The sequence below is a fragment of the Yinghuangia sp. YIM S09857 genome (assembly GCF_051388915.1).
Taxonomy (GTDB): domain Bacteria; phylum Actinomycetota; class Actinomycetes; order Streptomycetales; family Streptomycetaceae; genus Yinghuangia.
Genome location: NZ_JBPKBH010000015.1, coordinates 56761 through 83669 on the forward strand (window position 1 = coordinate 56761; position 26909 = coordinate 83669).

24 protein-coding genes are annotated in these 26909 nt (G+C 69.9%); 16 read left to right on the forward strand and 8 right to left on the reverse strand.

What is annotated here, in order from left to right:
• Window positions 1–280: 280 nt before the first annotated feature.
• From ACRX5S_RS27805 to ACRX5S_RS27840, 8 genes are all read left to right on the forward strand, one after another.
• Window positions 281–1507 carry a CaiB/BaiF CoA transferase family protein gene (locus ACRX5S_RS27805; RefSeq protein ID WP_436775862.1) on the forward strand — a complete coding sequence of 409 codons (1227 nt, stop codon included), beginning with the start codon at window positions 281–283 and terminating at the stop codon, window positions 1505–1507.
• Window positions 1508–1653: 146 nt separating this feature from the next.
• Window positions 1654–3759, forward strand: a complete 2106-nt coding sequence (locus tag ACRX5S_RS27810; RefSeq protein WP_436775863.1) for a hydantoinase/oxoprolinase family protein — start codon at window positions 1654–1656, stop codon at window positions 3757–3759.
• 3 nt (window positions 3760–3762) lie between these two features.
• Window positions 3763–5649 (forward strand): hydantoinase B/oxoprolinase family protein, encoded by a 1887-nt coding sequence (locus ACRX5S_RS27815; protein ID WP_436775864.1) that lies wholly within the window; start codon window positions 3763–3765, stop codon window positions 5647–5649.
• Window positions 5646–6269, forward strand: coding sequence for an isochorismatase family protein (locus ACRX5S_RS27820; protein ID WP_436775865.1), 624 nt, complete (start codon window positions 5646–5648; stop codon window positions 6267–6269). Before ACRX5S_RS27815 ends, ACRX5S_RS27820 begins: the two co-directional genes overlap by 4 nt.
• A 227-nt stretch (window positions 6270–6496) precedes the next feature.
• Window positions 6497–7354 carry a 3-hydroxybutyryl-CoA dehydrogenase gene (locus tag ACRX5S_RS27825; RefSeq protein WP_436775866.1) on the forward strand — a complete coding sequence of 286 codons (858 nt, stop codon included), beginning with the start codon at window positions 6497–6499 and terminating at the stop codon, window positions 7352–7354.
• A 41-nt stretch (window positions 7355–7395) separates the two neighbouring features.
• Complete coding sequence (locus tag ACRX5S_RS27830; RefSeq protein WP_436775867.1) at window positions 7396–8556, forward strand: acyl-CoA dehydrogenase family protein; 1161 nt, start codon at window positions 7396–7398, stop codon at window positions 8554–8556.
• 341 nt (window positions 8557–8897) lie between these two features.
• On the forward strand, window positions 8898–9386 hold the full coding sequence (locus ACRX5S_RS27835) for a hypothetical protein (protein WP_436775868.1): 489 nt from the start codon (window positions 8898–8900) through the stop codon (window positions 9384–9386).
• A 41-nt stretch (window positions 9387–9427) separates the two neighbouring features.
• Complete coding sequence (locus ACRX5S_RS27840) at window positions 9428–10267, forward strand: hypothetical protein (RefSeq protein WP_436775869.1); 840 nt, start codon at window positions 9428–9430, stop codon at window positions 10265–10267.
• 264 nt (window positions 10268–10531) lie between these two features.
• Here the strand turns inward: ACRX5S_RS27840 and ACRX5S_RS27845 are convergent, their stop codons facing one another.
• Window positions 10532–10855: a winged helix-turn-helix transcriptional regulator gene (locus ACRX5S_RS27845; protein ID WP_436775870.1), complete on the reverse strand. Its 324-nt coding sequence runs from the start codon at window positions 10853–10855 to the stop codon at window positions 10532–10534.
• 153 nt (window positions 10856–11008) lie between these two features.
• On the opposite strand from ACRX5S_RS27845, the gene ACRX5S_RS27850 reads away from it, so the two are divergent.
• Window positions 11009–11593, forward strand: a complete 585-nt coding sequence (locus ACRX5S_RS27850; RefSeq protein WP_436775871.1) for a carboxymuconolactone decarboxylase family protein — start codon at window positions 11009–11011, stop codon at window positions 11591–11593.
• Between the two features lie 199 nt (window positions 11594–11792).
• Here the strand turns inward: ACRX5S_RS27850 and ACRX5S_RS27855 are convergent, their stop codons facing one another.
• A complete protein-coding gene (locus ACRX5S_RS27855; RefSeq protein WP_436775872.1) occupies window positions 11793–12512 on the reverse strand; it encodes an LppU/SCO3897 family protein in 720 nt (239 codons plus the stop codon).
• A gap of 209 nt (window positions 12513–12721) precedes the next feature.
• Between ACRX5S_RS27855 and ACRX5S_RS27860 the strand changes: the two genes are divergently transcribed.
• From ACRX5S_RS27860 to ACRX5S_RS27875, 4 genes are all read left to right on the forward strand, one after another.
• Window positions 12722–12862, forward strand: coding sequence for a hypothetical protein (locus ACRX5S_RS27860; RefSeq protein ID WP_436775873.1), 141 nt, complete (start codon window positions 12722–12724; stop codon window positions 12860–12862).
• A gap of 381 nt (window positions 12863–13243) precedes the next feature.
• Window positions 13244–14347 carry a GDSL-type esterase/lipase family protein gene (locus ACRX5S_RS27865; protein ID WP_436775874.1) on the forward strand — a complete coding sequence of 368 codons (1104 nt, stop codon included), beginning with the start codon at window positions 13244–13246 and terminating at the stop codon, window positions 14345–14347.
• A 457-nt stretch (window positions 14348–14804) separates the two neighbouring features.
• Window positions 14805–15575 (forward strand): enoyl-CoA hydratase-related protein, encoded by a 771-nt coding sequence (locus tag ACRX5S_RS27870; RefSeq protein WP_436775979.1) that lies wholly within the window; start codon window positions 14805–14807, stop codon window positions 15573–15575.
• Between the two features lie 127 nt (window positions 15576–15702).
• Window positions 15703–16539, forward strand: coding sequence for a hypothetical protein (locus ACRX5S_RS27875; protein WP_436775875.1), 837 nt, complete (start codon window positions 15703–15705; stop codon window positions 16537–16539).
• A gap of 48 nt (window positions 16540–16587) precedes the next feature.
• Here the strand turns inward: ACRX5S_RS27875 and ACRX5S_RS27880 are convergent, their stop codons facing one another.
• The 3 genes from ACRX5S_RS27880 to ACRX5S_RS27890 all read right to left on the reverse strand — a co-directional run bounded on the left by ACRX5S_RS27880 (window position 16588) and on the right by ACRX5S_RS27890 (window position 21054).
• Window positions 16588–17388 carry an enoyl-CoA hydratase/isomerase family protein gene (locus tag ACRX5S_RS27880; protein WP_436775876.1) on the reverse strand — a complete coding sequence of 267 codons (801 nt, stop codon included), beginning with the start codon at window positions 17386–17388 and terminating at the stop codon, window positions 16588–16590.
• Window positions 17385–18557: an amidohydrolase family protein gene (locus ACRX5S_RS27885; RefSeq protein ID WP_436775877.1), complete on the reverse strand. Its 1173-nt coding sequence runs from the start codon at window positions 18555–18557 to the stop codon at window positions 17385–17387. The genes ACRX5S_RS27880 and ACRX5S_RS27885 overlap by 4 nt, the downstream gene beginning before the upstream one ends.
• Window positions 18558–18681: 124 nt before the next feature.
• On the reverse strand, window positions 18682–21054 hold the full coding sequence (locus ACRX5S_RS27890) for a CoA transferase (RefSeq protein WP_436775878.1): 2373 nt from the start codon (window positions 21052–21054) through the stop codon (window positions 18682–18684).
• 279 nt (window positions 21055–21333) lie between these two features.
• On the opposite strand from ACRX5S_RS27890, the gene ACRX5S_RS27895 reads away from it, so the two are divergent.
• The 3 genes from ACRX5S_RS27895 (at window position 21334) to ACRX5S_RS27905 (ending at window position 25072) form a co-directional block, all read left to right on the forward strand.
• Window positions 21334–22185, forward strand: coding sequence for an IclR family transcriptional regulator (locus ACRX5S_RS27895; RefSeq protein ID WP_436775879.1), 852 nt, complete (start codon window positions 21334–21336; stop codon window positions 22183–22185).
• 499 nt (window positions 22186–22684) lie between these two features.
• Entirely contained in the window at window positions 22685–24472 is a 1788-nt protein-coding gene (locus ACRX5S_RS27900; protein ID WP_436775880.1) for an acyclic terpene utilization AtuA family protein, read from the forward strand.
• A 114-nt stretch (window positions 24473–24586) separates the two neighbouring features.
• Window positions 24587–25072 (forward strand): nuclear transport factor 2 family protein, encoded by a 486-nt coding sequence (locus tag ACRX5S_RS27905; RefSeq protein ID WP_436775881.1) that lies wholly within the window; start codon window positions 24587–24589, stop codon window positions 25070–25072.
• Window positions 25073–25102: 30 nt separating this feature from the next.
• On the opposite strand, the gene ACRX5S_RS27910 is transcribed toward ACRX5S_RS27905, so the two are convergent.
• From ACRX5S_RS27910 to ACRX5S_RS27920, 3 genes are all read right to left on the reverse strand, one after another.
• Window positions 25103–25243 carry a hypothetical protein gene (locus ACRX5S_RS27910; protein ID WP_436775882.1) on the reverse strand — a complete coding sequence of 47 codons (141 nt, stop codon included), beginning with the start codon at window positions 25241–25243 and terminating at the stop codon, window positions 25103–25105.
• 117 nt (window positions 25244–25360) lie between these two features.
• Entirely contained in the window at window positions 25361–26254 is an 894-nt protein-coding gene (locus ACRX5S_RS27915) for an alpha/beta hydrolase (RefSeq protein WP_436775883.1), read from the reverse strand.
• A complete protein-coding gene (locus ACRX5S_RS27920) occupies window positions 26158–26856 on the reverse strand; it encodes an ATP-binding protein (RefSeq protein ID WP_436775884.1) in 699 nt (232 codons plus the stop codon). Before ACRX5S_RS27920 ends, ACRX5S_RS27915 begins: the two co-directional genes overlap by 97 nt.
• Window positions 26857–26909 lie beyond the last annotated feature (53 nt).

The following is a 26909-nucleotide window of genomic DNA, read 5'->3' on the forward strand; positions in this document are numbered from 1 at the left end:
CCGCGGGGCGGCCCGTGGGTACGACACCGGCGCCGCGGCGCAGGGCGTGCGGATCAGCGGGGCGACCGGCGAGCCCGTCGGCATTCCGCCGCCACCAGCCTGACCCCCACCCCGACGTCACCTCGACCCCACCTCGACCCGACCCACCCCGACCCGATCCACCCTGACCGACCCCGACCCCGACCCCGACCGCACCCTGACCCGATTCCGACCCCACCCCGACCCCACCCCGACCCGACCCCGACCCCGACCCCACCCCGACCCACCCCCGGAGCGCCCGATGAGCACCCCTTCCACGACCCCTGAGACCCCCGTCGGCGGCCCGCTCGCCGGCCTGCGCGTCGTCGAGATGGGGCAATTGCTGGCCGGACCGTTCTGCGGCCAACTCCTCGGCGACTTCGGAGCCGAGGTGGTCAAGCTGGAGCCGCCGGGCTCGGGCGACCCGATGCGGCAGTGGGGGCGCGAGCGCCCGTACGGCAAGTCGCTGTGGTGGCCGGTGGTCGCACGCAACAAGATGTCCGTGACCTGCAACCTCCGCGACCCCGAAGGCCAGCGCCTGGCCCGGCGGATCATCGACAGCGCGGACATCCTCGTCGAGAACTTCCGCCCCGGAACCCTGGAGCGCTGGGGGCTCGACCCCGCCGACCTCGCCACCACCAACCCCGGCCTGATCGTCGTCCGCGTCACCGGCTTCGGGCAGACCGGCCCGTACGCGCCGCAGGCCGGCTACGGCTCGATCGGCGAAGCCATGGGCGGACTCCGCTACATCACCGGCGACCCCGACAAGAACCCGTCCCGGACCGGGATTTCCATCGGCGATGCCCTCGCCGCGGTGTTCGCCGCCATCGGCGCGCTGTCCGCGCTGCACCACCGCGAACGCACCGGGCAGGGCCAGGTCGTCGACTCCGCGATCTACGAGGCCGTGCTGGCGATGATGGAGTCGCTGCTCCCCGAATGGGGGGTCGGGGGCTACCAGCGCGAACGCACCGGGCCGGTGCTGCCCAACGTGTCCCCGAGCAACGTGTACCCCACCAAGGACGGCGACATGGTCCTCATCGCCGCCAACCAGGACACCGTCTTCACGCGACTCGCCGCCGCCATGGGCCGTACCGAACTCGCCGAGGACACGCGATACGCCACCCACGCCACCCGCGGCGCCAACATGGCCGAACTCGACGACATCATCGCCGCGTGGACCGCCGAACTCCCGGCGGACGCACTGCTCGACCTCCTCAACACCGCGGGCGTCCCCGCCGGACGCATCTACACCGCGCGCGACATGTTCGCCGACCCGCACTTCGCGGCGCGCGAAGCCATCGTGAAGCTCATGCACCCGGAACTGGGCGAATTCCCCATGCACAACGTGTTCCCCAAGCTCAGCGCCACGCCCGGCGCGGTCCGCCACCTCGGCCCCGACCTCGGCGAACACAACACCCGGGTCTACGGCGATCTCCTCGGACTCACGACCGAGCAGATGGACGACCTCGCCGCGCGCGGAATCGTCTGAACCCCGTCGTCCGTTCCGCGCGCCACCCCGCGCGGAACGGACGACGGCCAGGCGCACCCGTACAGAAGAAGCGGAACCACCAACCTCGTTCGACACCCGGCCTTGCGAAATGCCGGGTGGCAACCCGTCTCCCCCGGAGGACCCCGATGGGATACCGCCTCGGCGTCGACGTCGGCGGCACGTTCACCGACGTGCTCCTCGTCGACCAGAACACCGGCACCACCTTCCGCGCCAAGACCCCCTCCACTCCGCTCGACCAATCGGTCGGCGTCCTCGCGGGCATCGGCAAAGCCTGCCGCGAGGCGGGCGTCGACCTCGCGGACATCAACCAAGTTCTGCACGGCACCACCGTCGCGACCAACGCCATCCTGGAGGGCCGGGGGGCCCGGGTCGGCCTGGTCACCACGGCGGGCTTCCGGCAGGTACTGCAGATCGCGCGCTCCTATGTGCCCGGCGGCCTCGCCGGCTGGATCATCTGGCCCAAACCCGAGCCCCTCGCCGCCCTGGACAACACCGTCGAGGTACGCGGGCGCATAGCCGCGGACGGCACCGAGGTCGAACCGCTCGACCTCGCCGACGCCCGCGCGGCGCTGCGCCGACTGGCCGACAGCGGCATCGAGGCCCTCACCATCGCGCTGATCAACGCGTACGCGAACAGCGCGCACGAGCAGGCCCTGGCGGCGCTCGCCGCCGAGGAACTGCCGGGCGTGCCCGTGTCGTTGTCCAGCCAGGTCCTGCCCGAGATGCGCGAGTACGAACGCACCGTCACCACCGTCGCCAACAGCTACGTGCAGCCGGAAGTCGCGCGCTACGTCCGCAACCTCGACAAGAACCTGCGCGACCACCGCATCAGCGCACCGCTGTCCATCCTGCGCAGCGACGGCGGCCTCACCTCGGCCGACAAGGCCGCCGAGGATCCGGTGTCCCTGCTCCTCTCCGGACCCGCGGGCGGCGTGACCGGCGCGGTCTGGTCCGCCGGCCAGGCCGGGTACACCGACCTGCTCACGTTCGACATGGGCGGTACGTCCACCGACGTCGCCCTGGTCCTCGGGGGCGTCCCGCGCATCGGCCGTGAGACCACCGTCGGCGACCTCACCGTGCGCGCGTCCAGCGTGGACGTCCGCACGGTCGGGGCGGGCGGCGGATCCATCGCCCACGTCCCGGAACTGACCAGGGCACTGCGCGTCGGGCCCCAGTCGGCCGGCGCCCGCCCGGGTCCCGCCGCGTACGGGCACGGCGGCACGGCGCCCACCGTCACCGACGCCAACGTCGTGCTCGGCTACCTGCCGGACCAACTCGCCGGCGGCGAGGTCACGCTGGACCGTCACGCCGCCCGAACCGCCGTCGCGACGGTGGCGGACGCCATGGGACTGGACGGCCCCGAGGCAGCCGCCGCGGGCATCATCGACATCGTCAACGAGAACATGTTCGGCGCGCTTCGGCTGGTCAGCGTCCAACAGGGCTACGACCCCCGTGACTTCGCCCTCGTGGCCTTCGGCGGCGCGGGGCCCCTCCACGCCAACGCCCTCGGTCGCCTGACGGGCGCATGGCCCGTCATCGTGCCGCCCTCGCCCGGCGTGCTGTGCGCCTATGGAGACGCCACCACCTGCCCTCGCGACGAAAGCGCGCGTACCGTCGTCCGGCGCTTCTCCGCCACCGATGCGGCGGAACTACGCGCCATGCTCAAGGAATTGGCCGAGGGCGCGGGCGAGAGGCTCGCCGCCGAAGGCGTAGCGCGCACGACGCAGCAGACCGAGTACGAAGTCGACGTGCGGTACCACGGCCAAGGCTTCGAGATCCCCGTACGGCTGACCCCGGACATCCTCGCCGCGGACGACCTCCTCGGTGCGCTGAGCACCGCCTTCGACGCCGAACACCAGCGGCTGTTCTCGTTCCTGCTCACCAACGACAAGGAGGTCATCAACCTCCGCGTCGCCGTCAGCGGCCCGCGTCCCGACGTCGCCGGCCGGGTGCTGCCGACCGGAACCGCAGACCCGGGCGACGCCCTGATCCGCGAAACCGAACTGTGGGTGGACGGCGAACACCGGAGCGCGCGCATCTACGACCGCGACAAACTCCTCGCCGGCAACACCGTCGTCGGCCCGGCCGTCATCACCGAGATGGACTCCACCACGCTCGTCCTGCCCGGACACGCGGCCACAGTCGACCCCACCGGGTGCCTGCTGATCCGGCCGCACGCCGCCGAGTCGGCAGGCCACATCCCGACCGCCCCCGCCGAGAGCACGGAGTAATCCATGGCCCGCATCCAGCAGAGCGACGCCACGCCCGTCGCCAAGGTGTCCGTGGACCCGGTCACCCTCGACATCATCGAGAACGCGCTGCGCAACGCCCGCCACGAGATGGACGAGGTCCTCTTCCGCACCGCCCTCTCTCCCGGAATCCGCGAGCAGCACGACGAGTTCCCGCTCATCGCGGATCCGGACGGCAAGATGGTCGTGGGCCAATTCGGGCTGTCCGTACCGGACTTCCTGGCCGGCTTCGAGGGCACGATCCGCGAGGGCGACGTGCTCCTGACCTCGGATCCCTACGCGTGCGGCGCCGCGATCAGCCACGCCAACGACTGGCTGATCGTCCTGCCCATCTTCCACCGCGGACGTCTGGTCGGTTGGGCGTCGATGTTCGGGCACATGTCCGACGTCGGCGGCAAGACGCCGTCCTCGATGCCGTCCGACGCCCGCACCATCTACGAAGAAGGCGTCGTCATCCCGCCGTTCAAGCTGTACGACGCCGGGCGGCTGAACGAGGACGCACTCGCGGTGATCCTCAACCAGGTGCGCATGCCCGACTGGAACCGCGCCGACCTCAACGGCCTGGTCGCCGCCTGCCGCACCGCCGCCCGCCGCATCGGCGAACTGTGCGACCGCTTCGGCGTGGACGTCTACCTGTCCACCCTCGACGCGCTGCTGGAACGCAACTACCAGGCGATGAAGGTCCTGCTCGCCACGCTGTTCGAGGACGGCGAGACCCTGGAGTTCACCGACTGGATCTGCGACGACGGCTGCGGCTACGGCCCCTACGAGCTCACCATCTCGCTCACCCGGCACGGCGAAAAGGTGCACCTCGACTTCGGCAAGGCCGCGCCCCAGGCGGTCGGGCCGGTCAACTACTACATCAACGAAAACCTCGTCCGGATGTTCTTCGGCATCTACGTCATCACCGTGGCCGACCCGCAGATCCTCTGGAACGACGGCTTCTATCCGCTCATCGACGTCACCATCCCGGACGACTCCTTCTGGAAGCCCCGCCGCCCGGCCGCCCTCAACGCCCGCAACCACGGGATCGGCCGGGTCTTCGACCTGTTCGGCGGACTGCTCGGACAGAAGAACCCCGAGATCCTCAACGCCGCCGGCTTCTCCTCCTCCCCGCACTTCATGTACTCCGGCTACCGCACCTCCGGGGACCAGGCGGGGGAGTGGTTCCAGCTCTACTCGATCGGCTTCGGCGGAATCCCGGGTCGTCCGATCGGGGACGGGCCCGACGGCCACTCCCTGTGGCCGTCCTTCGTCAACATCCCCTGCGAGTACCTCGAGTCGTACTACCCGCTGCGCATCGAACGCTGGGAGACCGTCGCCGACTCCGGCGGCCCCGGGCTGCACCGCGGCGGCAACGCCGTCGACGTGGCGTACCGCTTCGCCGAACCGGGCACGATCGCCATCCACGACGACCGCTGGCTCACCTATCCGTGGGGAGTCAACGGCGGTCGTCCCGGCGCCCGCGGCCGCAAGTGGATCGCGCGCGCCGACGGCACCACCGAAGTCCTGCCCAGCAAGTGCCACGATGTGCCCGTCCGGCCGGGTGACATCCTGCACTTCGTCACCTGGGGAGGCGGCGGTTGGGGCGACCCGTACCAGCGCGACGCCGCACTCGTCGGCCTGGAGGTCCGCCGGGGACTGGTCACATCCGACGGAGCCCGCGACGGGTACGGTGTGGTCTGCGACGCGAACGGCATCGTGGACGAGGCCGCCACAGCCGCGGCACGCGCACGGCTGGCCGCCGAACGCGGCGAGACACCGGTGTTCGACATGGGGCCGCCACTCGCGACGATCCTCGAACGCTGCCAGGCCGAGACGGGACTGCCCGCCCCCACACCCCCCGTCGGAGTCCGAGAGGCTCTCACATGAACGAACTCCGCGACGAATACCGCTCGATCGGCTTCGGCGCACGCCTGGGCCCCGGCCTCACACCGGCCGTGCTCGTCATCGACGTCGTCCGCGCGTACCTGGACGACACCTCGGCCATCAAGGCACCGGTCGAGGACGCCGTCGCCGCCGCCGCGCGACTCGTCGCCGCCGCCCGGGAGGCGGACGTCCCCGTGCTCTTCACCACGGTGCGCCTGACACCGGGCGGAGCCGACGGAGGTCTCTTCCGACGCAAGGTGCCCGCACTCGCCGTCTTCGAAGGCGACGGCCCGCTGGGCGCGTTCGTCGCCGACCCCGCCCCGCGCGACGGCGAGGTGGTCGTGGTCAAGCAGTACGCGAGCGCATTCTTCGGCACCTCGCTCGCCTCCACCCTGCGCGCCATGAACGTCGACACGCTGTATATCTGCGGGCTCACCACCAGCGGCTGCGTGCGCGCGTCGGCCACCGACGCCCTCCAACACGGGTTCCGCCCCCTCGTGGTCGCCGATGCGTGCGGCGACCGCAACGCCACCGTGCACGACGCCAACCTGCTCGACCTCCAGGCGAAGTACGCGGACGTCATCGACCTCACCGAGGCACTGACCCTCCTCGGCAGGGGCTGAAGCAGCGGGGGGGGGGGGGGGGGANGACCGCAACGCCACCGTGCACGACGCCAACCTGCTCGACCTCCAGGCGAAGTACGCGGACGTCATCGACCTCACCGAGGCACTGACCCTCCTCGGCAGGGGCTGAAGCAGCGGGCCGGTGGGAGGACACCACGCGCGCCTCCCACCGGCCCGCACCATCGCCTCGACTGCTCTTGCCCCGAAACACCGAAAGCATGGAACACATGACCCCCATACGCAGGGTCGGCGTCGTCGGCGGCGGCCAGATGGGCGCCGGGATCGCCGAGGTATGCGCCCGCGCGGACCTGGACGTCCTGATCCGCGAAACCGATCAGGCAGCCCTCGCGGCCGCGCGGCAGCGCGTCACCACCTCTCTGGACCGTGCTCAGCGCGCCGGAAAGGTCGACGAAGCCGCACGGCGGCGCGCCGACGCGATGATCCGCTACACCTGTGACCTCGCCGACTTCGCCGACCGAGACCTCGCGATCGAGGCCGCCTCCGAAGACGAGGGCACGAAACTCGCCATCTTCGCCGAGCTCGACCGCGTGCTGGCCCAGGACCACGCCGTCCTCGCCTCGAACACCTCGTCCATCCCGATCATGAAACTCGGTACGGCCACGCGCCGTCCGGAGCGTGTGGTCGGGCTGCACTTCTTCAACCCCGTGCCCGTCCAGCGCCTCGTCGAGGTCATCCCCTCCCTGGTCACCTCCGACGACACCGTCGCGGTGACCGCGGACTTCGCCGAATCGGCGCTGCGCAAGACGGTCATCCGTTCGCAGGACCGTGCCGGCTTCGTCGTCAACGCGCTGCTGGTGCCGTATCTGTTGTCGGCGGTCCGCATGCTGGAGTCGGGGTTCGCCTCCGCCGAGGACATCGACCAAGGCATGGTCCTCGGTTGCGCCCATCCGCTCGGCCCGCTGCGTCTGTCCGACCTCATCGGCCTCGACACCGTCGCCGCGATCGCCGAGTCGATGTACGCGGAGTTCAAGGAACCGCTCTACGCCCTGCCGCCCCTGCTGCTGCGCATGGTGGATGCGGGCCTACTGGGACGAAAGACCGCGCGTGGCTTCCACACGTACTGACATACGAACACACAGTTCACAACGCAAGGAAAGGCCCGCACGTGGCTGGACGAGGCGACTTCGATTTGTTTCGCATCGGTGAGGAGCACGAGATGCTCCGGAGTTCGGTGCGGGCGTTGGCGGAGGCGAGGATCGCGCCGTATGCGGCCGAGGTGGACGAGGCGGGCCGTTTCCCGCAGGAGGCGTTGGACGCGCTGACCGCGAGCGATCTGCATGCGGTGCACGTGCCGGAGGCGTACGGCGGGTCGGGGGCGGATGCGCTGGCGACGGTGATCGTGATCGAGGAGGTGGCGCGGGTGTGTGCGTCGTCGTCGTTGATCCCGGCGGTCAACAAGCTGGGCACGATGCCGCTGATGCTGTCGGGGTCGGAGGAGTTGAAGAAGCGGTACCTGGCGCCGGTGGCGCGGGGGGAGGCGATGTTCTCGTACTGCCTCTCCGAGCCGGAGGCCGGCTCGGACGCCGCGGGGATGAAGACCCGGGCGGTTCGGGACGGGGACTTCTACGTCCTGGACGGCGTCAAGCGGTGGATCACCAATGCGGGGGTGTCCGAGTACTACACCGTGATGGCGGTGACCGACCCGGCCAAGCGCTCGCGCGGCATCTCGGCGTTCGTGGTGGAGAAGTCCGACGCGGGGGTCTCGTTCGGTGCGCCGGAGAAGAAGCTCGGTATCAAGGGCTCCCCGACGCGCGAGGTCTACCTCGACAGCGTGCGCATCCCGGCGTCCCGCATGATCGGGGCGCAGGGCACCGGCTTCGCCACGGCGATGGCCACCCTCGACCACACGCGCGTCACGATCGCCGCGCAGGCGCTGGGCATCGCGCAGGGGGCGCTGGACTACGCGAAGGGCTACGTCACCGAGCGCAGGCAGTTCGGCAAGCCGGTCGCCGACTTCCAGGGCGTGCAGTTCATGCTCGCCGACATGGCCATGAAACTGGAGGCCGCCCGCGCGCTGACGTACCAGGCCGCGGCGAAGTCCGAGCGCGGCGACGGCGACCTGACCTTCTTCGGCGCCGCCGCCAAGTGCTACGCCTCGGACGCCGCCATGGAGATCACCGTCGACGCCGTCCAACTCCTGGGCGGCTACGGCTACACGCGCGACTACCCGGTCGAACGCATGATGCGCGACGCCAAGATCACCCAAATCTACGAGGGCACGAACCAGGTCCAGCGCATCGTCATGGCCCGCAACCTCCCGAAGTAGGCGACCATGCGCGGCCAGAGGCCAGAGGCCAGAGGCCAGAGGCCAGAGGCCAGAGGCCAGAGGCAGAGGCCAGCGAGCGGCGGGCAGCGGGCGTAGGCCGCGAGGCGCGACGTCCCCCGCCTGACCGACTCCAGCCAGGCCTTCCGCAACGCACTCAGCTTCCCGCCAGAAGGGCGCCGGAGCGGATGAACAAGATCCGTCTCAACTATCAAGCACCACGGGTCGGTTCCGCAGCCGACGGCGGTGGTGCGCGAGGCGTAGGGCCTCGCGGACGCCGAGCGGTCGCGTTCGACACCATGGTCCTGGAGTACTTGGACCTGTGCCTGGAAGGCGACCGACCGGTGACTCACACCCCTGGATCCGCCGATGCCGCCGAAGACGGCGACGAGGCGGCAATCGACGCGTTCACACGCGCGAACATCCTCGCGTTCGCGGCCGAACTCGCGGAGCGCGGCTGCCCAGCCGAAGGACTGATCGATCCGGAGACGGCGGAGGAGGACGACGAGGGACGCGCCGAGTACCGGTTGTTCGCGGTTCACCCGTACCCCGCTCTGGAGCGCTGGATCGCCATGCCCGGTGTCGAGCTCGCCGTCGTCCGCGCCGCCGGACCGGACGACCCCTGGGCGATCGAATCGATCCTGCGGGCGGCGGAACCGGCTCCATCGCCCAACAGCCCGACATCGGCATCTGTGGGAGGCGGCTCACGCTCCGAAAGAAGGCGAACATCTTCGGCCGGAAGCGAACAAGGTTCGGCCATACGGGCTGTCTTCGGGCCGAGATGCCGCGCCGCGCGCATCACTTCGGCGTGTCCGCGGGAGTGGTCCCCATGAAGCAACCAATCGGTTGATTCGGCGATCGACGGGAGCCCGACATGGGACACACACCGACCATTCACGATCTGACGCAGAAGAACGAGGAGTTCAAGGCCTACCTCGACCACCTGGCCAACGACCTCAAGGAGAAGGCGAAAGGGGACACGGCCCAAGTTGCCGCCGCCCGCGAGCAGTTCTACAAGCAGAGCAAGATCGACGACAGGCTCGAACTGCTCTCGGGTCAGTCCACGGAGTTCCAGCAGATCGCCGAGTTGTCGTTCGACAACCTCAAGAAGATCATCGACGCGATCTCCAAGGCCGTCTTCGCGGGGACCGAAGACCCGAACTACGAGGCAAACGCGGCCGAGGCCGGCGCCAAGGTGAAGCAGGACACCGCCGACAAGGTCAAGAAGACCGCGGAGAAGGCGGTCGGCGCGGGGGCGGCGTCGATGGAGGCCTTCGAAGGCTTCATCGCAGGCAAGGTCTTCGACGTCATCTCCTCGGTGATGACCTCCTTCGGCGGGTCCATCAGCACGAACTACACCTCCGAGTTCAAGCAGGAGAGTCTGGGCTACGGATTGCAGATGTTCGTCTCGATCGCCGCCGACTCCTACCGCTCGAACTCGTTCTTCAACAACGACGCCATCTACGAGTACCGGTACACCTACGAGATCTGGTACTCCGACGCCCAGGCCGAACGCGAGTCCCACGTCGGCTTGGCCAAGCTCTACGAGGACCGACTCGCCAACTTCGAGAAGCGCGCGGGAGAACTCGCCGACCAGCTCGGCAACGGCGAGATCGACGGCGACGCCTACGAACGCCAAAGCGCCGTCTACGACCGCCTCATCGCCGACGGCCGCAAAAACCTGGCCGCCCTGCACAGCGCCGCGTCCGCCTGACACTGCACGAAGACCCGCAGCAGCCGGTCCGATTGCGTGCGCAGCACCGTGGTTGCCTCGGCGGCGTCGTGCGGGGCGGTGTGCAGGATTCGTCCGGTCGCGTTCATCGCCTGCGGCGTGGAGGCAGAGCGCTCGTTGTGGAATGACCGCGCGGCACGGCCTCGGTAGCTCTGACTACCGGGGCCGTCGTCGTACCGGGGGTATCGCCGAGATACGGGTCCGCGGGGCAATGAGTTGATCATGAGAGGTGGGGCATCTGGTCCTTCACCGCTCCGACTCGTCGGGCGTGACCACGTCTCCTTGGGGCTCATGCTCGTTGCGTTCTTGCTCCTGCGCCCAGGTGATCGCCCATTCGTCGAGCGGCCGGAGGGCGTTCCCGAGTGCTGTCCCCAGCCGCGTGAGCTCGTAGCCATCGGCCGAGGGGGAGATGATCCCGCTCGACGTGAGTTCACGGAGCCGCTGGTAGAGAACGCTGGACGAGAGCCCTTCGCACCGCGCCAGCAGCGCGCGAGGGCCGAGCGGACCCGCACGCAGTTCCCAGAGAATCCGCAGCGCCCACCGGCGGCCGAACAGGTCCATCGCGGCCATGAGGGGACGGCCGGTCGTCGATCCACGAACCGGTGCCCCCGGGTGCGGTGTCGGCATGCCCACCCCAATCCTTGTGTTTCGTTATTCGAAACACTAGCATCCACGCATCCACTCGGTGTTTCTGATTTCGAAACGAACGTGACGGGAGAGCCGATGTCGCGGATAGCCCTGCTGGACCCGCCGTACACCGACCGGGCCGGCGCACTGCTCGCCCGCATGATGCCCGGGGAGGCCCCGCCGATCGGCCTGTTCCGGTTGTTCGCCAGAAACATCCCGTTGGCCGACGCCATGCACGGGTGGGGTCGCTACGAATTGGGCGGACAGCTGACCCTGACCATGCGGGAGCGCGAGATCGTCATCGACCGGACGTGCGCGTTGTGCAACTGCGAGTACGAGTGGGGCGTGCACATGATGACGTTCGCAGAGCGCGTCGGACTCACCCGCGAGCAGGCGGCATCCCTGGCGCACGGCGGCCCCGCTGACGAGTGCTGGACGTCCGAGAGGGAACGGCTGCTCATCCTCGCCGTCGACGCGCTGCACGAGCGTTCCGACATCGATGACGCGCTGTGGACACGACTTGTGTCGGACTTCGATGAGCTCCAGTTGCTCGATCTGCTTCTGCTGTGCGGGTGGTACCACGCCGTCAGCTTCGCCGCGCGCGCGACGCGCGTGCCGCACGAGCCGGGCGCACCTCGCTTCGCGGACTTCCTCCCCATCACGACCGGGACCGACCCGTGAGGGGTCGGTAAGTCGAACGGGTCTGCCGCACTTCCGGTGGTAGCAGGGGGCGGGTGCGTGAAAATGTCGGGGTGTTGAGCCCGAACGAGCTTGTGGGGGCGGGCGGGTGAGTAGGTCGGTAACGGTCGCGGCCGGCCGTGATCGGGTGCCCGTCCCAGGTCCGGACCGCCGTTCGGCGGAAGGTTCATCGAGGCTCGCGTCAGGCGCTCGCCCCTGTCGGCGTCCCCAGCGGGGCCAGGCAAATCAGGTAGTCGAGCACTCCGTCCGACCCCATCGCCATGAACGTGTCCGTCGTGGGCTCGGGGCAGTCGGTCAGGATCGCGGTGGGGTCCTCGATGCGGTCGACGACCCTGAAGACCGGTTCCGCCTGCGGGACGCAGTCGGTGATCCGCAGCGTGGGGTCGAGCAACTGACCCGATGTCACGACGCAATGGCCCGCGCGGACTTTCGCCGTGTCGTTTCCGGCTTCCCCGTCGGAATCGGAGCGCCCGACCCACACGATGATCGCGACCAGCGTGACGATCGGCACCAGCAGCATGGCGATGGCGGGCCTCCGGTGCACCGGCTTGCCGATCGCCATCGGCGCGCGTGGGCTCCCCGGCACCGGTTCGTCCAACGCCCGGATCCGGGCGTACGCGTCGTAGTTGACCAGCAGTGTGAGCGGCGCGAGAACCAGCGAGAAGGGGCTCCACCATCCCTTGAGCAGGGTCGCCGACGTCATGTCGCGGTACTCGGACAGCCCGCACGACCGACAGAACGGTCCGGTCTCCTTGATGAACTCCATCCACACCACGAATCCGCGGTGGCCGCGCAGGTTCACGTCCGCCGCCGGGTACGAGCCGCAGGTGGAGCACCTGAAGCGCGCGCCCGCACCGTAGTCCGGGTCCGGCAGAGGGCGGTGGTAGGCCGGTCCGAGCATGCCCGGCTTTCTCGGCGGTTCCGGTTCGGACGATTCGTCGGAATCCGCAGGGGACGGTGTTTCGGGCGTGCCGGTCACGGTGGCCTCGGTGTGTTCGCGGGGACGGGCAGGCGCAAACACTACTGGTGGCAACGTTGTTCGGAAACGGCAATTGCCGTGCGCACTCACGCCGACGCGTTCGCCAGGCGAGTGGCAGCAGGAGCCCGACAGTGATCGACCCGGCCTCGCCGATTGCCGTTCAACCTCGGCTGCGTCAGGACCTGGCGGTCGACCAGGTCGACTGGGACGCACTGTCCGAACGGACCGCATCGTGCTCGGACCTTGAGGTCGCCGGAGTCCGCGCCCGCTGAACCTGGGCCTGCTGCGTCAGGAGGGGGACTCACCCTGGGTGGCGCCCGCATGGTGACGAAGTTGTCGGACAACAGTTTCGGGCAGCGCGGAGGTTATGCGCGTGGCGCAGGCGACGCTGGACGCCGAGCTCAGCGGCGGATACCACGGACGCGACGGCGCGTCCGTCCGGATTGGTTCGCCCAAGACCACGTGGCAATGCACCTCGGGGTGCAGCGTCCCGCGTTGCGGGACAGGATGAGCCTCTTTGGCCCATTCGGCTGGACATCAGGCGTCGACCGTAACCTGCGGCGGTTGGGCTGCCGAGGTCTAGCGGTATGACCTCTTCTTCGTGATGTCGCAAGACCTTGGCGGTGGCGGCGGCCGCCGTGTGCGTTGCGAGTGTGACGGGCGCGGTGCCCGCGGATGCGGCAGGTGTGCCGACGGCGGCGGATCCGCCGTGGGTGGTGAGCCTGGGCGACAGCTTCATCTCCGGGGAGGGCGGCCGTTGGGCCGGCAACAGCAACCAGTTTGCGGGCGGTTGGGCCGGAACCGACCGGGCCTACGACCCGAACGCCGGTGTGAGCGACCCGCTCCGCGTGTACGGCCCGTCCTTCGCGAACGGCTGCAACCGCTCGGACGTGGCCGAGGTCCAGTCCCTCACGCTGGACGTCCGCCGCCTCAACCTGGCCTGCTCAGGCGCGACGTCCGCGGCTGTGCGGCTGCCGGAGAACGGCGGTGTGCCGTTCAAGGGCGAGATCTCCCAGGCCGACCAGCTCCGTACAGCGGTGACCGGGCAGCCGGTGCAGGCGGTGGTGGTCTCGATCGGCGGCAACGACCTCGGGTTCTCCGACATCATCACCCAGTGCACGACGAACTTCCTCAAGCCGTTCCTCGGTTCCCCCTGCGCACCGCAGGCGTCCCAGCAGGTCGAGGAACGGCTGCCGGGGATGCGGCAGGCCGCGGCCGCCACGCTTGCCGACGTCCGGACGGCCCTCGACCGGGCGGGCCACGAGCCCGGCTCCTACCGGCTGGTCTTGCAGTCCTACCCGTCCCCGTTGCCCGACGCCGGCCGGATGCGCTATCCCGGCGAGAAGTACGACCGCTTCACCGTCGGCGGCTGCCCCTTCTTCGACCGGGACCTCACCTGGGCCCATGACGACCTGGTCCCCCGGATCAGCGCGGCTCTCGCCGACGCGGCCCACGACAGCGGCGCGGAATTCCTCGACCTGTCCCGCGCGTTCGAGGGCCGCGAAGTCTGCTCGACCACCACCCGGCACGCCGACGGCACGAACCCGCCCGCCGGAGAGACCAGCGAGTGGATGCGCTTCGTGACCACCGGCCTCACCCAAGGCCAGCTCCAGGAGTCCCTGCACCCCAACAGCTTCGGCCAACAGGCCCTCGGCACCTGCCTGACCCTGCAACTCCAGCAGCCGGCCGCCGACCGCCGCTGCACCAACACCGCAGGCAAGGGCCCCGACCAGATGCGCCTGCAATCCCTCAGCTGAGCAACGAGCCGCAACAAGCAGCCGCCGCGCCGAACGTGCCGCCGCGGCCGGACAGGGCGCGGCCACACTCTCAAGTGTGCGGCCCGTCCCCCGGACGACCGGGGGACGGGCCCGCTTGGCGCGCGCAGGCAGGTCGGCCGATGGTGACGCCGACGTGGTCCTGCGCGACGTCCGCGGTACCGCCACCTTCGCGGTGAGGTTCCGGGCGGCGAGGACCGCAGGAAACTGCGCAGCTTGTCGCGGGTGAACCGGACTTCTCCGCCCTGGCCCGCCCCCTCCAACCAGCCGCGTGAACCCGGCTTCGGCATGGATGCGGTATGACATTGTCATAGGGGGTTATCCGGAGGGCGGCGTCTCGTCGCGCCGTCCTTCGGATCCGTCGCAGTACCACGACAGTTCAGGAGGCCGCGTGTCGGACCGATCGGAAACCTCTCTGCTGGTGGAGCGTGACGGGCCTGTGGTCACGTTGACCATGAACCGTCCGCATCGCCGCAACGCGCTGGTGCCCGACATGCTCGTGCGGTTCGCGGATGCGTGGGACATGGTCGACGCCGACGACTCGGTCCGCTGCGTCATCCTCACGGGCGCCGGGGAGGATGCCTACTGCGCCGGCGGAGATCTGTCGGACGGCTGGATGTCCGGCGAGGTGACCGACGAGGCGCGCCTGATCCAACAGCGGCTGAAGGACGACCCGGGCATCGTCGCGCGCGGCCTCCTCCTGAACCACTGGTGCCGGAAGCCGATCATCGCCGCGGTCAACGGCCAGTGCATGGGCGGGGGTTGCGAAATGCTCCAGCAGACCGACATCCGCATCGCCGAGGAACACGCCACCTTCGCCGTCCCGGAGGTCAGGCGCGGCCTCATCGCCGGCGCCGGCTCGACCATGCGCCTGAAACGGCAGATTCCGTACGCCGTGGCGATGGACATGCTCCTCACCGGACGGGTGCTGTCCGCGGACGAAGCCCTGCGGTGGGGCCTGGTCAGCCACCTGGTGCCGCGCGGTGAGGCGCTTGCCAAGGCTCGTGAGATCGCCGCGGTGATCTGCGCCAACGGGCCGTTGGCCGTCAACGCCAGCAAAGCGTCGTCGGTCGAGACGGGGTGGCTCCCGGAGGCCGAGGCCCGGCCGATCGAGAGTTCGCACGTCGGCCCGGTGACGCGCTCGCGCGACGCCAGAGAGGGGATGCGGGCGTTCGCCGAGAAACGGCCTGCCAGGTTCGAGGGCCGCTGAACCACCCGCCACCCGGCATGTCACCGCATCTCACCGGCGTGCGGGTCTCGGCCCGGGCAGTTGCGGTTGCGCGCCGGGAGATCCCTTGAGGTCAACTGTCACCAGAGGAAACAGGAGCGAGGGGCCGATGAACGAATCTCATCAGGCATACGCGGAACTGGCAGCCGCGAGTCGACACGAAACAGGTGTCGGCGGCGCGTTGATCTCGATGGTCGAACCTCACCAGGGGACCGAGTACGTTTACAACCGCTGGTACGAGGACGATCACTTCTACGCCGGCGCGCTGTACATGCCGTGGATGTTCGCGGGCCGGCGTTTCGTGGCGACACGCGAACTCCAGTTGCTGCGCTATCCCGACCCCTCACCCATTGCGGAGCCCCTGACCGCCGGGTGCTACCTCCATCTGTACTGGATCACCCCAGGGCACGTCGACGACCACATCCGATGGTCGGTGGCCACCAATCAGGTCCTGCGGGCCGCGGATCGTATCCACCTCGAACGCCGCCACGTGTTCACGGCGTTCCAGGATTTCGGGGGATCGTGGCGGCGAGACGTCCGGGGCCCTCGCGACTTCCATGCCCTCGATCACCCCTACGCGGGCGTCGTGATGGAGGTGCTCGACGCGCCCGAGGGCGGCACGCGAGCCGACCTCGACGCGTACCTCCGTGAGGAATACCTGCCCTGGGTCCATCGCACGCCCGAGAACCCCATCGGGCAGTCGGTCTGGTTCGCCCCTCGCCCGCTGCCTGCCGACAAGCAGCCGGACGTCGCCGACATACCGGGCCTGGAACGCCGTCTGACGCTGCTGCATTTCCTCGACGTGGCACCGCAGACGTGCTGGGGACGACGCTTTGCGGGCAACGGCGAACGGGCCGAAGCCGGGGGTCGGGCCCACGTGCGGTTCGCGGCGCCGTTCATCCCGGTCGTCCCAGGCACCGATCGATACACGGACGAGCTCCGATGAGCCCACCCCAGGCCCCTTGCGGCGCAACGCGCGACCGACCTCCGAGGCTCACCCCCGGGGCCAGTCGACCTCCCGCTTCTCCAGGAAGGCACGCATGCCCTCGACCATTTCGGGAGTGCCGATGGAACGGCGGAACATCTCCTGATCGGCCACGGGCAGCCGTTGGTTCATGTCCCGCTTGACGGCCGCCCGGGCCCGGGGCCCGGTCAGGCCGATGGCGGCCAGGGCCCGGTCGGTGGCCGCGTCCAGGTCGTCGTGCGGAACGACCTTGCCCACCAAGCCCATTGCGGCGGCCTCGGCGGCGTCGAACTCCTCGGCCGTGAAGTACAGGTACCTGGCGCGGTTGAGCCCCACAACCGCGGCCAGGCGCGAGGACATCGCCGCGTCGGGGATGCCCCGGAGCAGTTCGGGCACTCGGAAGCGGGCGCGGTCGGACGCGATGACCACATCGCAGTGCAGGATCAAGTCCATGCCTCCTGCGATGCACAGGCCGTTGACCTTCGCGACCCAGAGCTTGGAGCAGCGCTCGATGTGACGGAAAGGGAAGTGGTCCGTCGGGTCCCATTCGGTGGCGAGGCCTTCGCGGTCTTCGGCTCTGCCGCCCATGTCCCCGCCGGCGCCGAACCAGCGGTCGGTGCCGGTGAGGCACACGGCGTCGAGCCAGGGCTGCTCGTCCGCCCAGATCGCGGCCCGCTTCAGACCTCGGTACATGTCCTGGGTGAACGCGTTGCGGCGCTCGGCGCGGTCGACACGAAGGTGCAGTACGCGGCCTCGGATCTGCGGCACGAGGTACTGGCTGCCCAGGTCGGGGGCCGAGGTGGGCTCGGGTGCGAGGTTGTCGGCGCTCATGGCGCGAGTCCGTAGAGCTTGTCGGCGGTACCCGAGAGGACCTTGACGGTCACCTCGTCCGGAAGACCCGCGAAGACCCGCTCGGCGTAGTCCCTCGGGCGCTGCGCCTTGGTGCGTGGTCCGGGGTGCTGGCACGTGGGATGCGGGTAGTCCGTCTCGAACAGGATGTTGTCGGGGTAGAGGTTGATGGCGTCGCGCGCGACCTGGTTCTCGAACCAGAAGCAGCCGTAGATCTGCCGCCGGAAGTATTCCGACGGCAGTAGGTCGTATTCGGGGTGCTCGTCGAGCACTCCGCCGTTGGTCCACTGCCAGTCGAACGTCTCCAGCGCGCCCGGGATCCAGCCCACGCCCGACTCGACCGAGATGAAGTTCAGGTCGGGGAAGCGGTGGCACACGCCGCCGAAGACGAGGTCGGCGACGCACCTCATGTTGTCCATGAAGATCTGCGACGACGTCTTCGCGAAGTGCGTCATCCAGCCCATGCCGGCGGTGTCGACGTACTGGGTGCCCATAGAGCCGCCGCCGACGTGGAAGTTCACCGGCACGCCGGCCTCTTGCGCGGCCGCCCAGATCGGATCCCAGTGTCGGTGGGCCAGTGGGGGCTGACCGTAGTCCTGGGGCTGGTTGCAGAAGTTGATCGCCCGGTGGCCGTTGCCGAGGCAGCGCTGCATCTCCTCGATGGCCAGGTCGACGTCCCAGAAGGGCAACGCGGTGATCGCGATCAGCCGGTCGGGGGCTGCGGAGCACCAATCGGTCAGGAAGTCGTTGTAGGCGCGCACGCACTGGGTGACGAGTTCGCGGTCGCCCAGGTTCAGGAAGTAGCCGTTCCCGAATCCGCCCACGTTCGGGTAGAGCACCTGTACGTCGATGCCCTCGGCGTCCATGAAGGCCAGGCGCGCCTTCGCGTCGTACATCGCCGGCGCGATGTCGGCGTAGGTCTCCGGGACCGAGGCCGGCATGACGCCGTCGTGGCCGGCCATGGAGTAGAACCCGGGCGAGCCGATGCGGTTGCCGCCGGCCATCCAGGTGTCCCGTCCGTCGATGCGCTCGATGTGCGGGACGTCGTCGTGCCGGGACGCCGGCACGCGCGCGGTCCACACGTCCGGTGGCTCGGTCAGGTGAGTGTCGACGTCCACCACACGGGTGCGGTCGAAGAGGTCTGTGGCCATGTTGCTGGACCTTCCATGGGTACGAGGAGGACTCGTGCAGGGCCGACTTGTCGGCCATGCGGAGCCGTGTCGTCGGTGGTGCGGGGAGGGGGCGGGAACGGTTTGCGGCGGCCGTGCCTTGGGATCACAGACCGCGTGGACGGGTGCCGACGATGCCGTCGCGTTCCAGAGCCGCCAGGTCTTCGTCGCTCAGGCCGAGGAGGCCGCAGAGGACGTCGCGGTTGTGCTGTCCGAGGGTGGGTGCGGGTGTGCGGATCCAGCGGTCCACGCCGGTCGCGCGCCACGGCAGGCCCGGGACGCCGTGCATGCCGACGACAGGGTGGTCCACGGCCTCGAAGTAGCCGCGCGCGACCAGTTGCGGACGCCGGTGCGCCAAGCGTGGATCGGCCGCTTCCGCAGCGGGCACCCCGGCGGCGTTCAACGCGGCGGCGGCGTCGGGGACTTCGCGCGTCGACGCCCACGCGCCGATCGCCTCGTCGATCCGGTCGTGCGCGCGTCGTCGTCCGTCCTGGGACGCGAGGGCGGGATCCGCGGCCAGTTCGGGGCGGCCGATGACCCGGCACAATGCCTGCCACTGTGTCGAGTCGGCGGCCGCGACAGCGAGCCAACGGTCGACGCCGGCGCAGGCGTAGACGCCTTGCGGAGCGGCGGCCGGACCGCGATTGCCGTCGCGTCCCACCACGTTGCCGTAGGCGGTCCATTCGAGGACGGGCTCGGCGGCGATCGCCAGGGCGGCCTCGAACATCGGGGCTTCCACCTGACAGCCCACGCCGGTGCGGTCGCGTCTGGCCAGCGCTACCAACGCGGCAAAGGCCGCGTGCATACCGCCATTTGGATCGCACGGGCCCCGCTGGATACGTGGCTGGTCGTCGGAGTGGCCGGTCAGCCAGGCCAATCCGGTGACCTGTTCCATGGTCTGCGCGAATCCCGGGCGGTCCCGCCACGGTCCGTCGAGGCCGAAGGCGGGCATGCGCACCATGACCGCGCGAGGGTTCGCCGCGTGAATCGCGTCCCAGCCGAGGCCGAACGCGTCGAGCACGCGCGGCGTGAAGTTCTCCACCACCAGATCGGCGTGCTCGACCAGGCGCAGCAGGAGGTCTCGGCCGCGGGGCCGGTTCAGATCGAGGGTCAGCCCTCGCTTGTTGGTGTTGGCGGCAAGGAAGATGGAGCTGTACTCCCACCAGGCGCCCCGGTCGGCGAACATACCCCCGGTCATCCGCATGCCGTCGGGACGTCCGGTGGACTCGACGTGGATGACGTCCGCGCCCAGTGCGGCGAACAGCCCGGTGGCGGAGGGTCCGGCCCACCACGCGGTGAGGTCGACGACCCGCAGGCCGGCGAGCGGCGGGGTGTGTCGGCCGGACGGCGAGGGGCGAGGGGCTCGTACCGGTCCGGGCTCGTCGTTGTGCGAGCCTGCCGCCGGCGCACGCTGTTTGGGCGGCTCGGGTGCGAGGTTGATGGTCCACGGACGGCGCGGCATGCGGAAATCGCCCGACGGGGCGTCCACGAGCACGCCGCGGGCCAGGACATGGTCCAACTCCGTCACCGAGCGGCCGTCACACACCGGGGCCACCGGGACGCGCAACTCGACGGCCCGCTCGGTGATCTCGGCCGTGGTGTGGCGCGTGGTCCATTCCCGGACCATCGAGTTCCACTCGGCCGCCCTGGCGACTCGTGTCTGCAATGAGGCCCAGGAGCCCTCCGTGATCAGGTCCGGGCGTTCGATGAGGAGGCAGAAGGATTCGAACTGCTGCCGGGAGTTGGTGTTGAAACCGACCCATCCGTCGGCTGTGGGTTCGATCGACGGCAGCTCGACGTTCCGGGCGGGCTTCGCCGGATCCAGCGGCGGTCGTCCCGACAGGGAGTACATCAAGTCCGTGTGCAGCGTCCCGGTCATGTTCGCCACTTCGCACAGCGATACATCGATCAAGTCGCCGTCCCCGGTGGTGCGTTGGCGGCGATGCGCCGCCAAGGCCGCGGCGGCCGCACACGCACCCGCCAGCCATTCGACCACTCGCGCGCTCAACTGGAGCGGCGGGCGGTCGGGTGTACCGCGAACGGCGATCGCGCCGCCTTCGGCCTGGGCGGTGAACTCGGTGCCCGGGCGTTCGGCGTCCGGCCCCGTGAGTCCGAACGGTGTCACGGAAACCACGATCAAGTCCCGGTGCTCACCGGCCAGTTCCGCTGCGGACCCGAGAATTGCCGGGCTGTCGGTGAGGACCATGTCGGACGCGGCCGCGAGTTCGGCGACCCGGGCCCGGTCCGCGTCGACGGCCGTGACCGAACGATGTCCGTGGCGCAGATAGCGGAACAGCGCCCCGTCCCCGTCGTGCTCCGGACGGAGTTCGCGACCCCAGGCCCATCGGCGCATGTCCGTGCCGTTCGGCGGCTCGACGAGGGTGACATCGGCGCCCGCGTCCGCCAGGAGTTTGGCGCAGTACGCCCCCGCCAGGCCCTTGGACAGATCGAGCACCACGAGCTGTTCGAGTTCGCTCATGGCGGGGACCGTACCATCGGTCCACGATGCGAACCAGTGCATGACGTAGTCCAATTTTCGGCTGTGACCTGTCGGCCGGCATCGGGCGAACGCCCTTGGAACCATGGGCGGAAGCCGGCGGACGACCTGCGGCGTGGCACGGCGGGGAGCCTCACGGGCGATCTCGCCGAGCCTGCCCTGGGAATGCACTGAACGCGGCTCCGTCGTGCCCGAGCACGTGCCGAACGCGGTCGGCGGTCGCCCCACGGGGTGTGGATTCGAGCGTGGGAACATGGCCGCATGAAGAGCGTGCGCACCGCGATCCGGGTGTTCGAGAGCGTCGCGGCCAGGCAGCCGATCGGCCTGTCGGAGCTGTCACGTCACCTCGGCGTGCCCAAGGCATCCGTCCAGCGTGCGTTGGACACGCTGTATCAGGCCGGCTGGCTTCGCCGTGACGCGTCCGACCCCGGCCGCTGGTTCGTCTCCGCCCGGTTCGCCGTCCTGGCCGACACGGCCCCTGTGATCGTCGCCGCGCGCGAGGCCGCCCGCCCGCACCTGTGGGCGCTGCGCGAGGAAACGGGACTGCCCACCGGCCTGTTCGTCCTCGACGGCAGCCACATGGCCTACGTTGCGGGGGCCGGCGACGCCACCGACGTCCGTGCGATCGAACTCACGCACGGTCCGCTGCCCGTCCATGTCAGCGCCGCAGGCCGGGCGATCCTGAGCCGACTCCCCGCGCGCACCCGGCGCGAGGTACTGGACCGCTCGCTGCGCCGGTACACCGACGCTTCCCTCACCGACCCGGAGTCGGTACTGGACGCGGTGGCCCGGGTGGAGCGGGACGGCTACGCCATCGTCGTCGGGGAGTTCCGCGAGGACACCACCACGGTTTCGGCGCCCATCCTGGACCGATATGGCATGCCCGTCGCGGCCGTCACGCTCTTCGCCGTGGAGGACCGCGTTGCACGCGTGGTGGCCGCAGACGCAGGTGCCCAGGTCCTGGCGTGTGCCCGAGCCATCAGTGACGAACTGGCCGTGTCCGCGGTGGCTTGCCTGGCCGACGCGGGATCCACGCTCCAAAAGGTGGGATCGGCGCCTGCCGACCACGGATCGGAGCGCGTCGAACTGCACGGAGTCGCACGCCTTCCCTGAATGTCGAGGCACTGCGGGCCGGCGGCAGGTTTCGCATCGTCGCACCCGACGAGTCAGACGCCGTCGGACGGACTGATCACCTTGGATCCGCTGTTCCGGGGCATTGACCCCGCACTGGTGTGGGAGGGCCTCGAACCGTTGGAGCGGCGCGTCCTGCCCGCCCTGCGCGCGGCGGAGCTCTCAGCGAGTCGCAAGCCGCGGCCTGCCTCTGCGAGTGCCTCCCGCCGGGGCCGACCGTCTACGCGGCTTACGTGGTTGTTGTTCCTGCCGGAAGGCGTGATTCCCGCGCCAGATTGGTCGGGGCACACCTGCTTCATGCCCTGGGCGCCGGTGGCGAAGAGCGCGTCCGGCGGTGCGGGACCACCCTCGGGTGCGGGCGCCCGCGAGGCTCGCGGACCCCGGGGACGGCCGTTCCTGTCTGCGGCGGCCGGTGTTAGCCTCGGCCCGCCCCGGCCTGAGGTCCCGTGACCGGGTGCCCGAGAGCGCCGGGAGCAAGAACATGTCAGACAAAGTGGTCCGGATCGGCGGAGCGACCGCCTTCGCGTCGGACAGCACGCTCTCCGTGCCGCAACTGCTGGGTGTCGAGGACCTCGACTACCTGGTGTTCGACTACCTGGCCGAGGGGTCGATGGGCCTCATGGGCCGTGCGGCCAAGGCGGACCCGTCGGCAGGGTTCGGCACCGACTTCGTCGACGTCCACGTCGGCCCGTACCTGGCGGAGATCCTGGGCCGGGGGATTCGCGTCGTCGCGAACGCCGGCGGGCTCAACCCGGACGGGCTCGCCGAGGCGCTGGCCGCGCACGCGAAGGAGGCCGGCCTGGCGCCGCGGATCGGCGTGGTCGGCGGGGACGACCTGCGTGAACGCGTCGAGGAGTTCCGCTCGGGCGGGATCACGGACATGTTCTCCGGCGCGGCCTTCCCCGACCGTGTGCTGAGCGCAAACGCCTACCTGGGCGCGTTCCCGATCGCCCGGCTGCTCGACGAGGGCGCCGACATCGTGGTCACCGGGCGCGTCGTGGACAGCGCCGTCGTGCTCGGGCCGCTGATCCACGAGTTCGGCTGGGGCGAGGACGACTTCGACCTGCTGGCCGCCGGCACGACGACCGGGCATCTGCTGGAGTGCGGCGCCCAGGTCACCGGCGGCACGTTCACCGACTGGCGGGACGTCCCGGACTGGGCGGGCATCGGTTTTCCGGTGGGGGAGTGCCGGGCGGACGGAAGCGTCGTCGTCACCAAACCGGCCGGCACCGGCGGCCTGGTGAGCATCGGAACGGTCGCCGAGCAGCTCCTGTACGAGGTGGCGGACCCGCAGGCATACTACGTCCCGGACGTCACCTGCGACTTCAGCACCGTGCGTCTCGAACAGGCGGGCCCGGACCGGGTCCTCGTCACCGGAGCCACGGGCCGTCCTCCGACCGACACCTACAAGGTGTGCGTCACCCACGACACAGGCTGGCGCGGCGTCGTCTACCAGCCGGTCTGCGGGATCGACGCCGGAGCGAAGGCGGCCCGCCAGGCGCGGGAGCTCTTCGAGCGCGGCCGACGCCTGCTGGCCTCCCGCGACCTGCCCGCCTTCCGGGCCACACACTTCGTGGCCATCGGCGAGGAGGCCGGGTACGGCGCGAGGGCCAGGACGGCACCGTCCCGAGAGGTCGTCGCCAAGGTCGTCGTCGAGCACGACGACCGGCTGCCGGTCGAGCTGTTCATGCGCGAGCAGCGGATGGCGATCTCCGGCATGGCGCAGGGCACGTCGATCAGCCTGGCCGCCCAGGTGACACCGACGGCCGGGCTCTTCTCGTTCCTGATCGACAAGGCCGAGGTCGCCCCGCGGATCACCCTGGACGGCCGTGACCTGCCCGCGACCGGTTCGCGCCGCGGCGCGTTCGCGCCGGGCGACCTGGTCCGCCCGGGCGCGCCGGCACCGGTCGGCGAACCCGCGGCCGCCGTCCCGCTGATCGCCCTGGCCTGGGGGCGCAGCGGCGACAAGGGCGAGCTGTTCAACATCGGCGTGATCGCCCGCCGCCCCGAATACCTGCCCCACATTCGGGCGGCGCTGCACCCGGCGGCGGTTGCCGCGTGGTTCGAGCACCTCTTCGACGGCGCCGAACCCCGCGTCGAACGCTTCGACCTCCCGGGCGTGCACGCCCTCAACCTCGTACTCCACGGGGCCCTGCCCGGCGGCATCAACGCCTCGCCCCGGCTGGACCCGGTCGCGAAGACCATGGCGCAGCAGCTCATGGAGTTCCCCGTCCCGGTCACCGCCGAGGTCGCGGCGGCCGTGGGCTGAACCGCGCTCGGCTCGGCAACGAGCAGTTCCGGTCTGCTCCTTGCGGTGCCTCGACCGTCATGTGACCGTGTCATAGAACTCGCCGAACCCGACCGGAGAAGCAGAGGAGTACGTGTGGATCTCGCTGAGTTGATCGCGCGCGAGGAGATCAAAGACGTCGTCAAGCGCCTCGCTCGTGGCACGGACCGCCTCGACGAGGGCCTGATGGCGTCCTGCTACCACCCGGACGGCTTCGACGACCACAATTCGTTTCGAGGATCCGGCACCGAGTTCGCGAAGTGGGTCTGCGAGGTGCTCCCGCACTTCGACGCCACTCACCACTTCATCGCCGATCCGTACATCCGGCTAGACGGCGACGTTGCACAGGTGGACACGTACTGCGAGGCCCACCACATCCGCGCCGACAGCGACATGATCCTGGCGCTGCGCTACGTCGACCGCTTCGAGCGTCGCGGCGGCCGGTGGCTCATCGCCAAGCGGGTCTGCGCCTTCGACTGGACGTACACGGTCCCGATCGCAGACTTGCCGCGCTTTCGCTTCGGGGACGACTTCACAGTCGGCCGACGCGATCGCACGGACATCACCTACACCAAGATCTGAGTCCGCACCGCCGACAGCCGTCGGCGACTGTCATGGCGAGTGCGTGGCGGCGACCCGCAGCTCGACCGGATCGACATCCAGTACGTGCTTGGTCAGGTGCGGCAACAACCCGCCCTGGACCGTCAGTTGCAGAACCTCCGAACGGGCGCGCCCGACGGGCAACGTGATCAACTGCTCGTCCGTCTTCGCTCCGGCGGTTCACCGAGGCCGGCTGCTCGGAACCGGCCTCGGTGGTCATCTCCGGCGTTTCCTTGTTCATCGGAACTGCGGTTGATCAGACCCGCCCGGTCAGCGGGCGAGGTGTCCGCGGAAGAAGTCGGTCATGAGGGTCTGGGTGTTTGCGAACTCCTTGCCGTAGACGGTGAAGTGACCGCCCGGGAGGGTGGCGAGGCGCTTGGGGTGGAGGGCCCGTTCGTACGCGGCGAAGGCCAGGTCGCTGTGCGTGAGGATGTCGTGCTGAGCCACGACCATGAGGAGCGGCGTCGGGGAGATGCGCGCGATGTAGTCGACCGGCTCGTAGGCGGAGAGGAGTTCGACGGAGCGGACGGTGACCTCGTTGCGCCACGTGGCCAGGCGCTCGGGTTCGATGGTCTGGTACCAGGCGTACGTCTCCCGGTCCGCGAGCGCCGCCATCTGCCCCGGTTCCTCGGTTATCAGCGGGATCAGGCCGGGCTCGGCGCCCTGGAAACGCGCCAGGCGGTCGGCCGCGAACATCTCGCGCACGCCCTGTAGCGCCTCGGAGTTGATGAAGCGCGAGAGGCTGGTTCCGCCGCTGATCACCGGGACCTGCGCGTACACGGCCTTGACGCGCCGGTCGATCGCCCCGACGACCAGTACGTGCCCCCCGGAGTAGCTGGTGCCGAACACGCCGATGCGGTCGTGGGCCACCTCGGGGCGCGTGTGGAGGTACGTGATCGCGTTCCGGTAACCGGCTATCTGGGCCCACGGGTCGATCTCCTGGCGCGGCAGGCCGTCGCTGGCACCGAAGTTCGGGTGGTCGTACAACAGGGCGGCGAAGCCGGCCGCCGCGAGGGATTCGGCGACGAGGTCGGTGTACTGCTCTTTGACCGCGCCGAATCCGTGGGTCAGGACGACTGCCGGGAACGGGGCGGCGCCTTCCGGGAGGTAGAGCCAGCCCCGCAGGGTGGTGCCGTCGCTCTCGAACGCGATGTCTTCGCGCATGGTGTGGCTCCTTCGGGTCCTGGGTTTTCGGGTCCTGGGTGTTCGAGTCCTGGGTGTTCGAGTCCTGAATGCCGAACGCGGTGGAGGCGCAACGAGAACCAGACGCTCTTGCCGTCGACTGACGGGTGCCAGCCCCAGGAGTGGGCGAGTGCGGCGACGACGGCGAGGCCCCGTCCCGACTCGTGGGCTGCGGCGTGCCGGTCGCCCGGTCGTGGCGGCAGGTGGCTGGTGTCGTCGACGAGTACGGTGCAGGTCCGGGCCCGCGGGTCGTGCAGGAAGCGGACGCCGATCCTGGTGCCGGGTGCGTACCTGAGCGCATTCGTGAACAGTTCGGTGGCCAGCAGGACGGCGTCGTCGAGGACGCCGTCCGTGGCCCCGAGACGGCCCAGTCGGTCGCGGACGAATGCCCGGACGTCGGAGGCCAGGCTGCCGTCCGCGGGCACCCTGAGCTCGGCGAGCAGCCGACCCTCCGGCGCTGCGATTGCCGGCTCGGTCAACTCCGGAGTGGTCCCCTCCGGCGTGTGGGTCGCGTCCGGTGCGCGGGCGGCGGTCGTGGTACGGGCGTGTCCGTCGGCCGCCGCGGATGAGCAGGGCAGGTTCACGGGGGATCTCCGGGGAGCTGTGGACGAATGGCCCCGAGTGCATCGACTGCCGG

What these genes read in the sequence shown, in the direction of transcription:
- ACRX5S_RS27805 (WP_436775862.1), top strand. Translation starts at nt 281, where the DNA reads ATGAGCACCCCTTCCACGACCCCTGAGACCCCCGTCGGCGGCCCGCTC.
- ACRX5S_RS27810 (WP_436775863.1), top strand. Translation starts at nt 1,654, where the DNA reads ATGGGATACCGCCTCGGCGTCGACGTCGGCGGCACGTTCACCGACGTG.
- ACRX5S_RS27815 (WP_436775864.1), top strand. Translation starts at nt 3,763, where the DNA reads ATGGCCCGCATCCAGCAGAGCGACGCCACGCCCGTCGCCAAGGTGTCC.
- ACRX5S_RS27820 (WP_436775865.1), top strand. Translation starts at nt 5,646, where the DNA reads ATGAACGAACTCCGCGACGAATACCGCTCGATCGGCTTCGGCGCACGC.
- ACRX5S_RS27825 (WP_436775866.1), top strand. Translation starts at nt 6,497, where the DNA reads ATGACCCCCATACGCAGGGTCGGCGTCGTCGGCGGCGGCCAGATGGGC.
- ACRX5S_RS27840 (WP_436775869.1), top strand. Translation starts at nt 9,428, where the DNA reads ATGGGACACACACCGACCATTCACGATCTGACGCAGAAGAACGAGGAG.
- ACRX5S_RS27845 (WP_436775870.1), bottom strand. Translation starts at nt 10,855, where the DNA reads ATGGCCGCGATGGACCTGTTCGGCCGCCGGTGGGCGCTGCGGATTCTC.
- ACRX5S_RS27850 (WP_436775871.1), top strand. Translation starts at nt 11,009, where the DNA reads ATGTCGCGGATAGCCCTGCTGGACCCGCCGTACACCGACCGGGCCGGC.
- ACRX5S_RS27855 (WP_436775872.1), bottom strand. Translation starts at nt 12,512, where the DNA reads ATGCTCGGACCGGCCTACCACCGCCCTCTGCCGGACCCGGACTACGGT.
- ACRX5S_RS27875 (WP_436775875.1), top strand. Translation starts at nt 15,703, where the DNA reads ATGAACGAATCTCATCAGGCATACGCGGAACTGGCAGCCGCGAGTCGA.
- ACRX5S_RS27880 (WP_436775876.1), bottom strand. Translation starts at nt 17,388, where the DNA reads ATGAGCGCCGACAACCTCGCACCCGAGCCCACCTCGGCCCCCGACCTG.
- ACRX5S_RS27885 (WP_436775877.1), bottom strand. Translation starts at nt 18,557, where the DNA reads ATGGCCACAGACCTCTTCGACCGCACCCGTGTGGTGGACGTCGACACT.
- ACRX5S_RS27890 (WP_436775878.1), bottom strand. Translation starts at nt 21,054, where the DNA reads ATGAGCGAACTCGAACAGCTCGTGGTGCTCGATCTGTCCAAGGGCCTG.
- ACRX5S_RS27895 (WP_436775879.1), top strand. Translation starts at nt 21,334, where the DNA reads ATGAAGAGCGTGCGCACCGCGATCCGGGTGTTCGAGAGCGTCGCGGCC.
- ACRX5S_RS27900 (WP_436775880.1), top strand. Translation starts at nt 22,685, where the DNA reads ATGTCAGACAAAGTGGTCCGGATCGGCGGAGCGACCGCCTTCGCGTCG.
- ACRX5S_RS27915 (WP_436775883.1), bottom strand. Translation starts at nt 26,254, where the DNA reads ATGCGCGAAGACATCGCGTTCGAGAGCGACGGCACCACCCTGCGGGGC.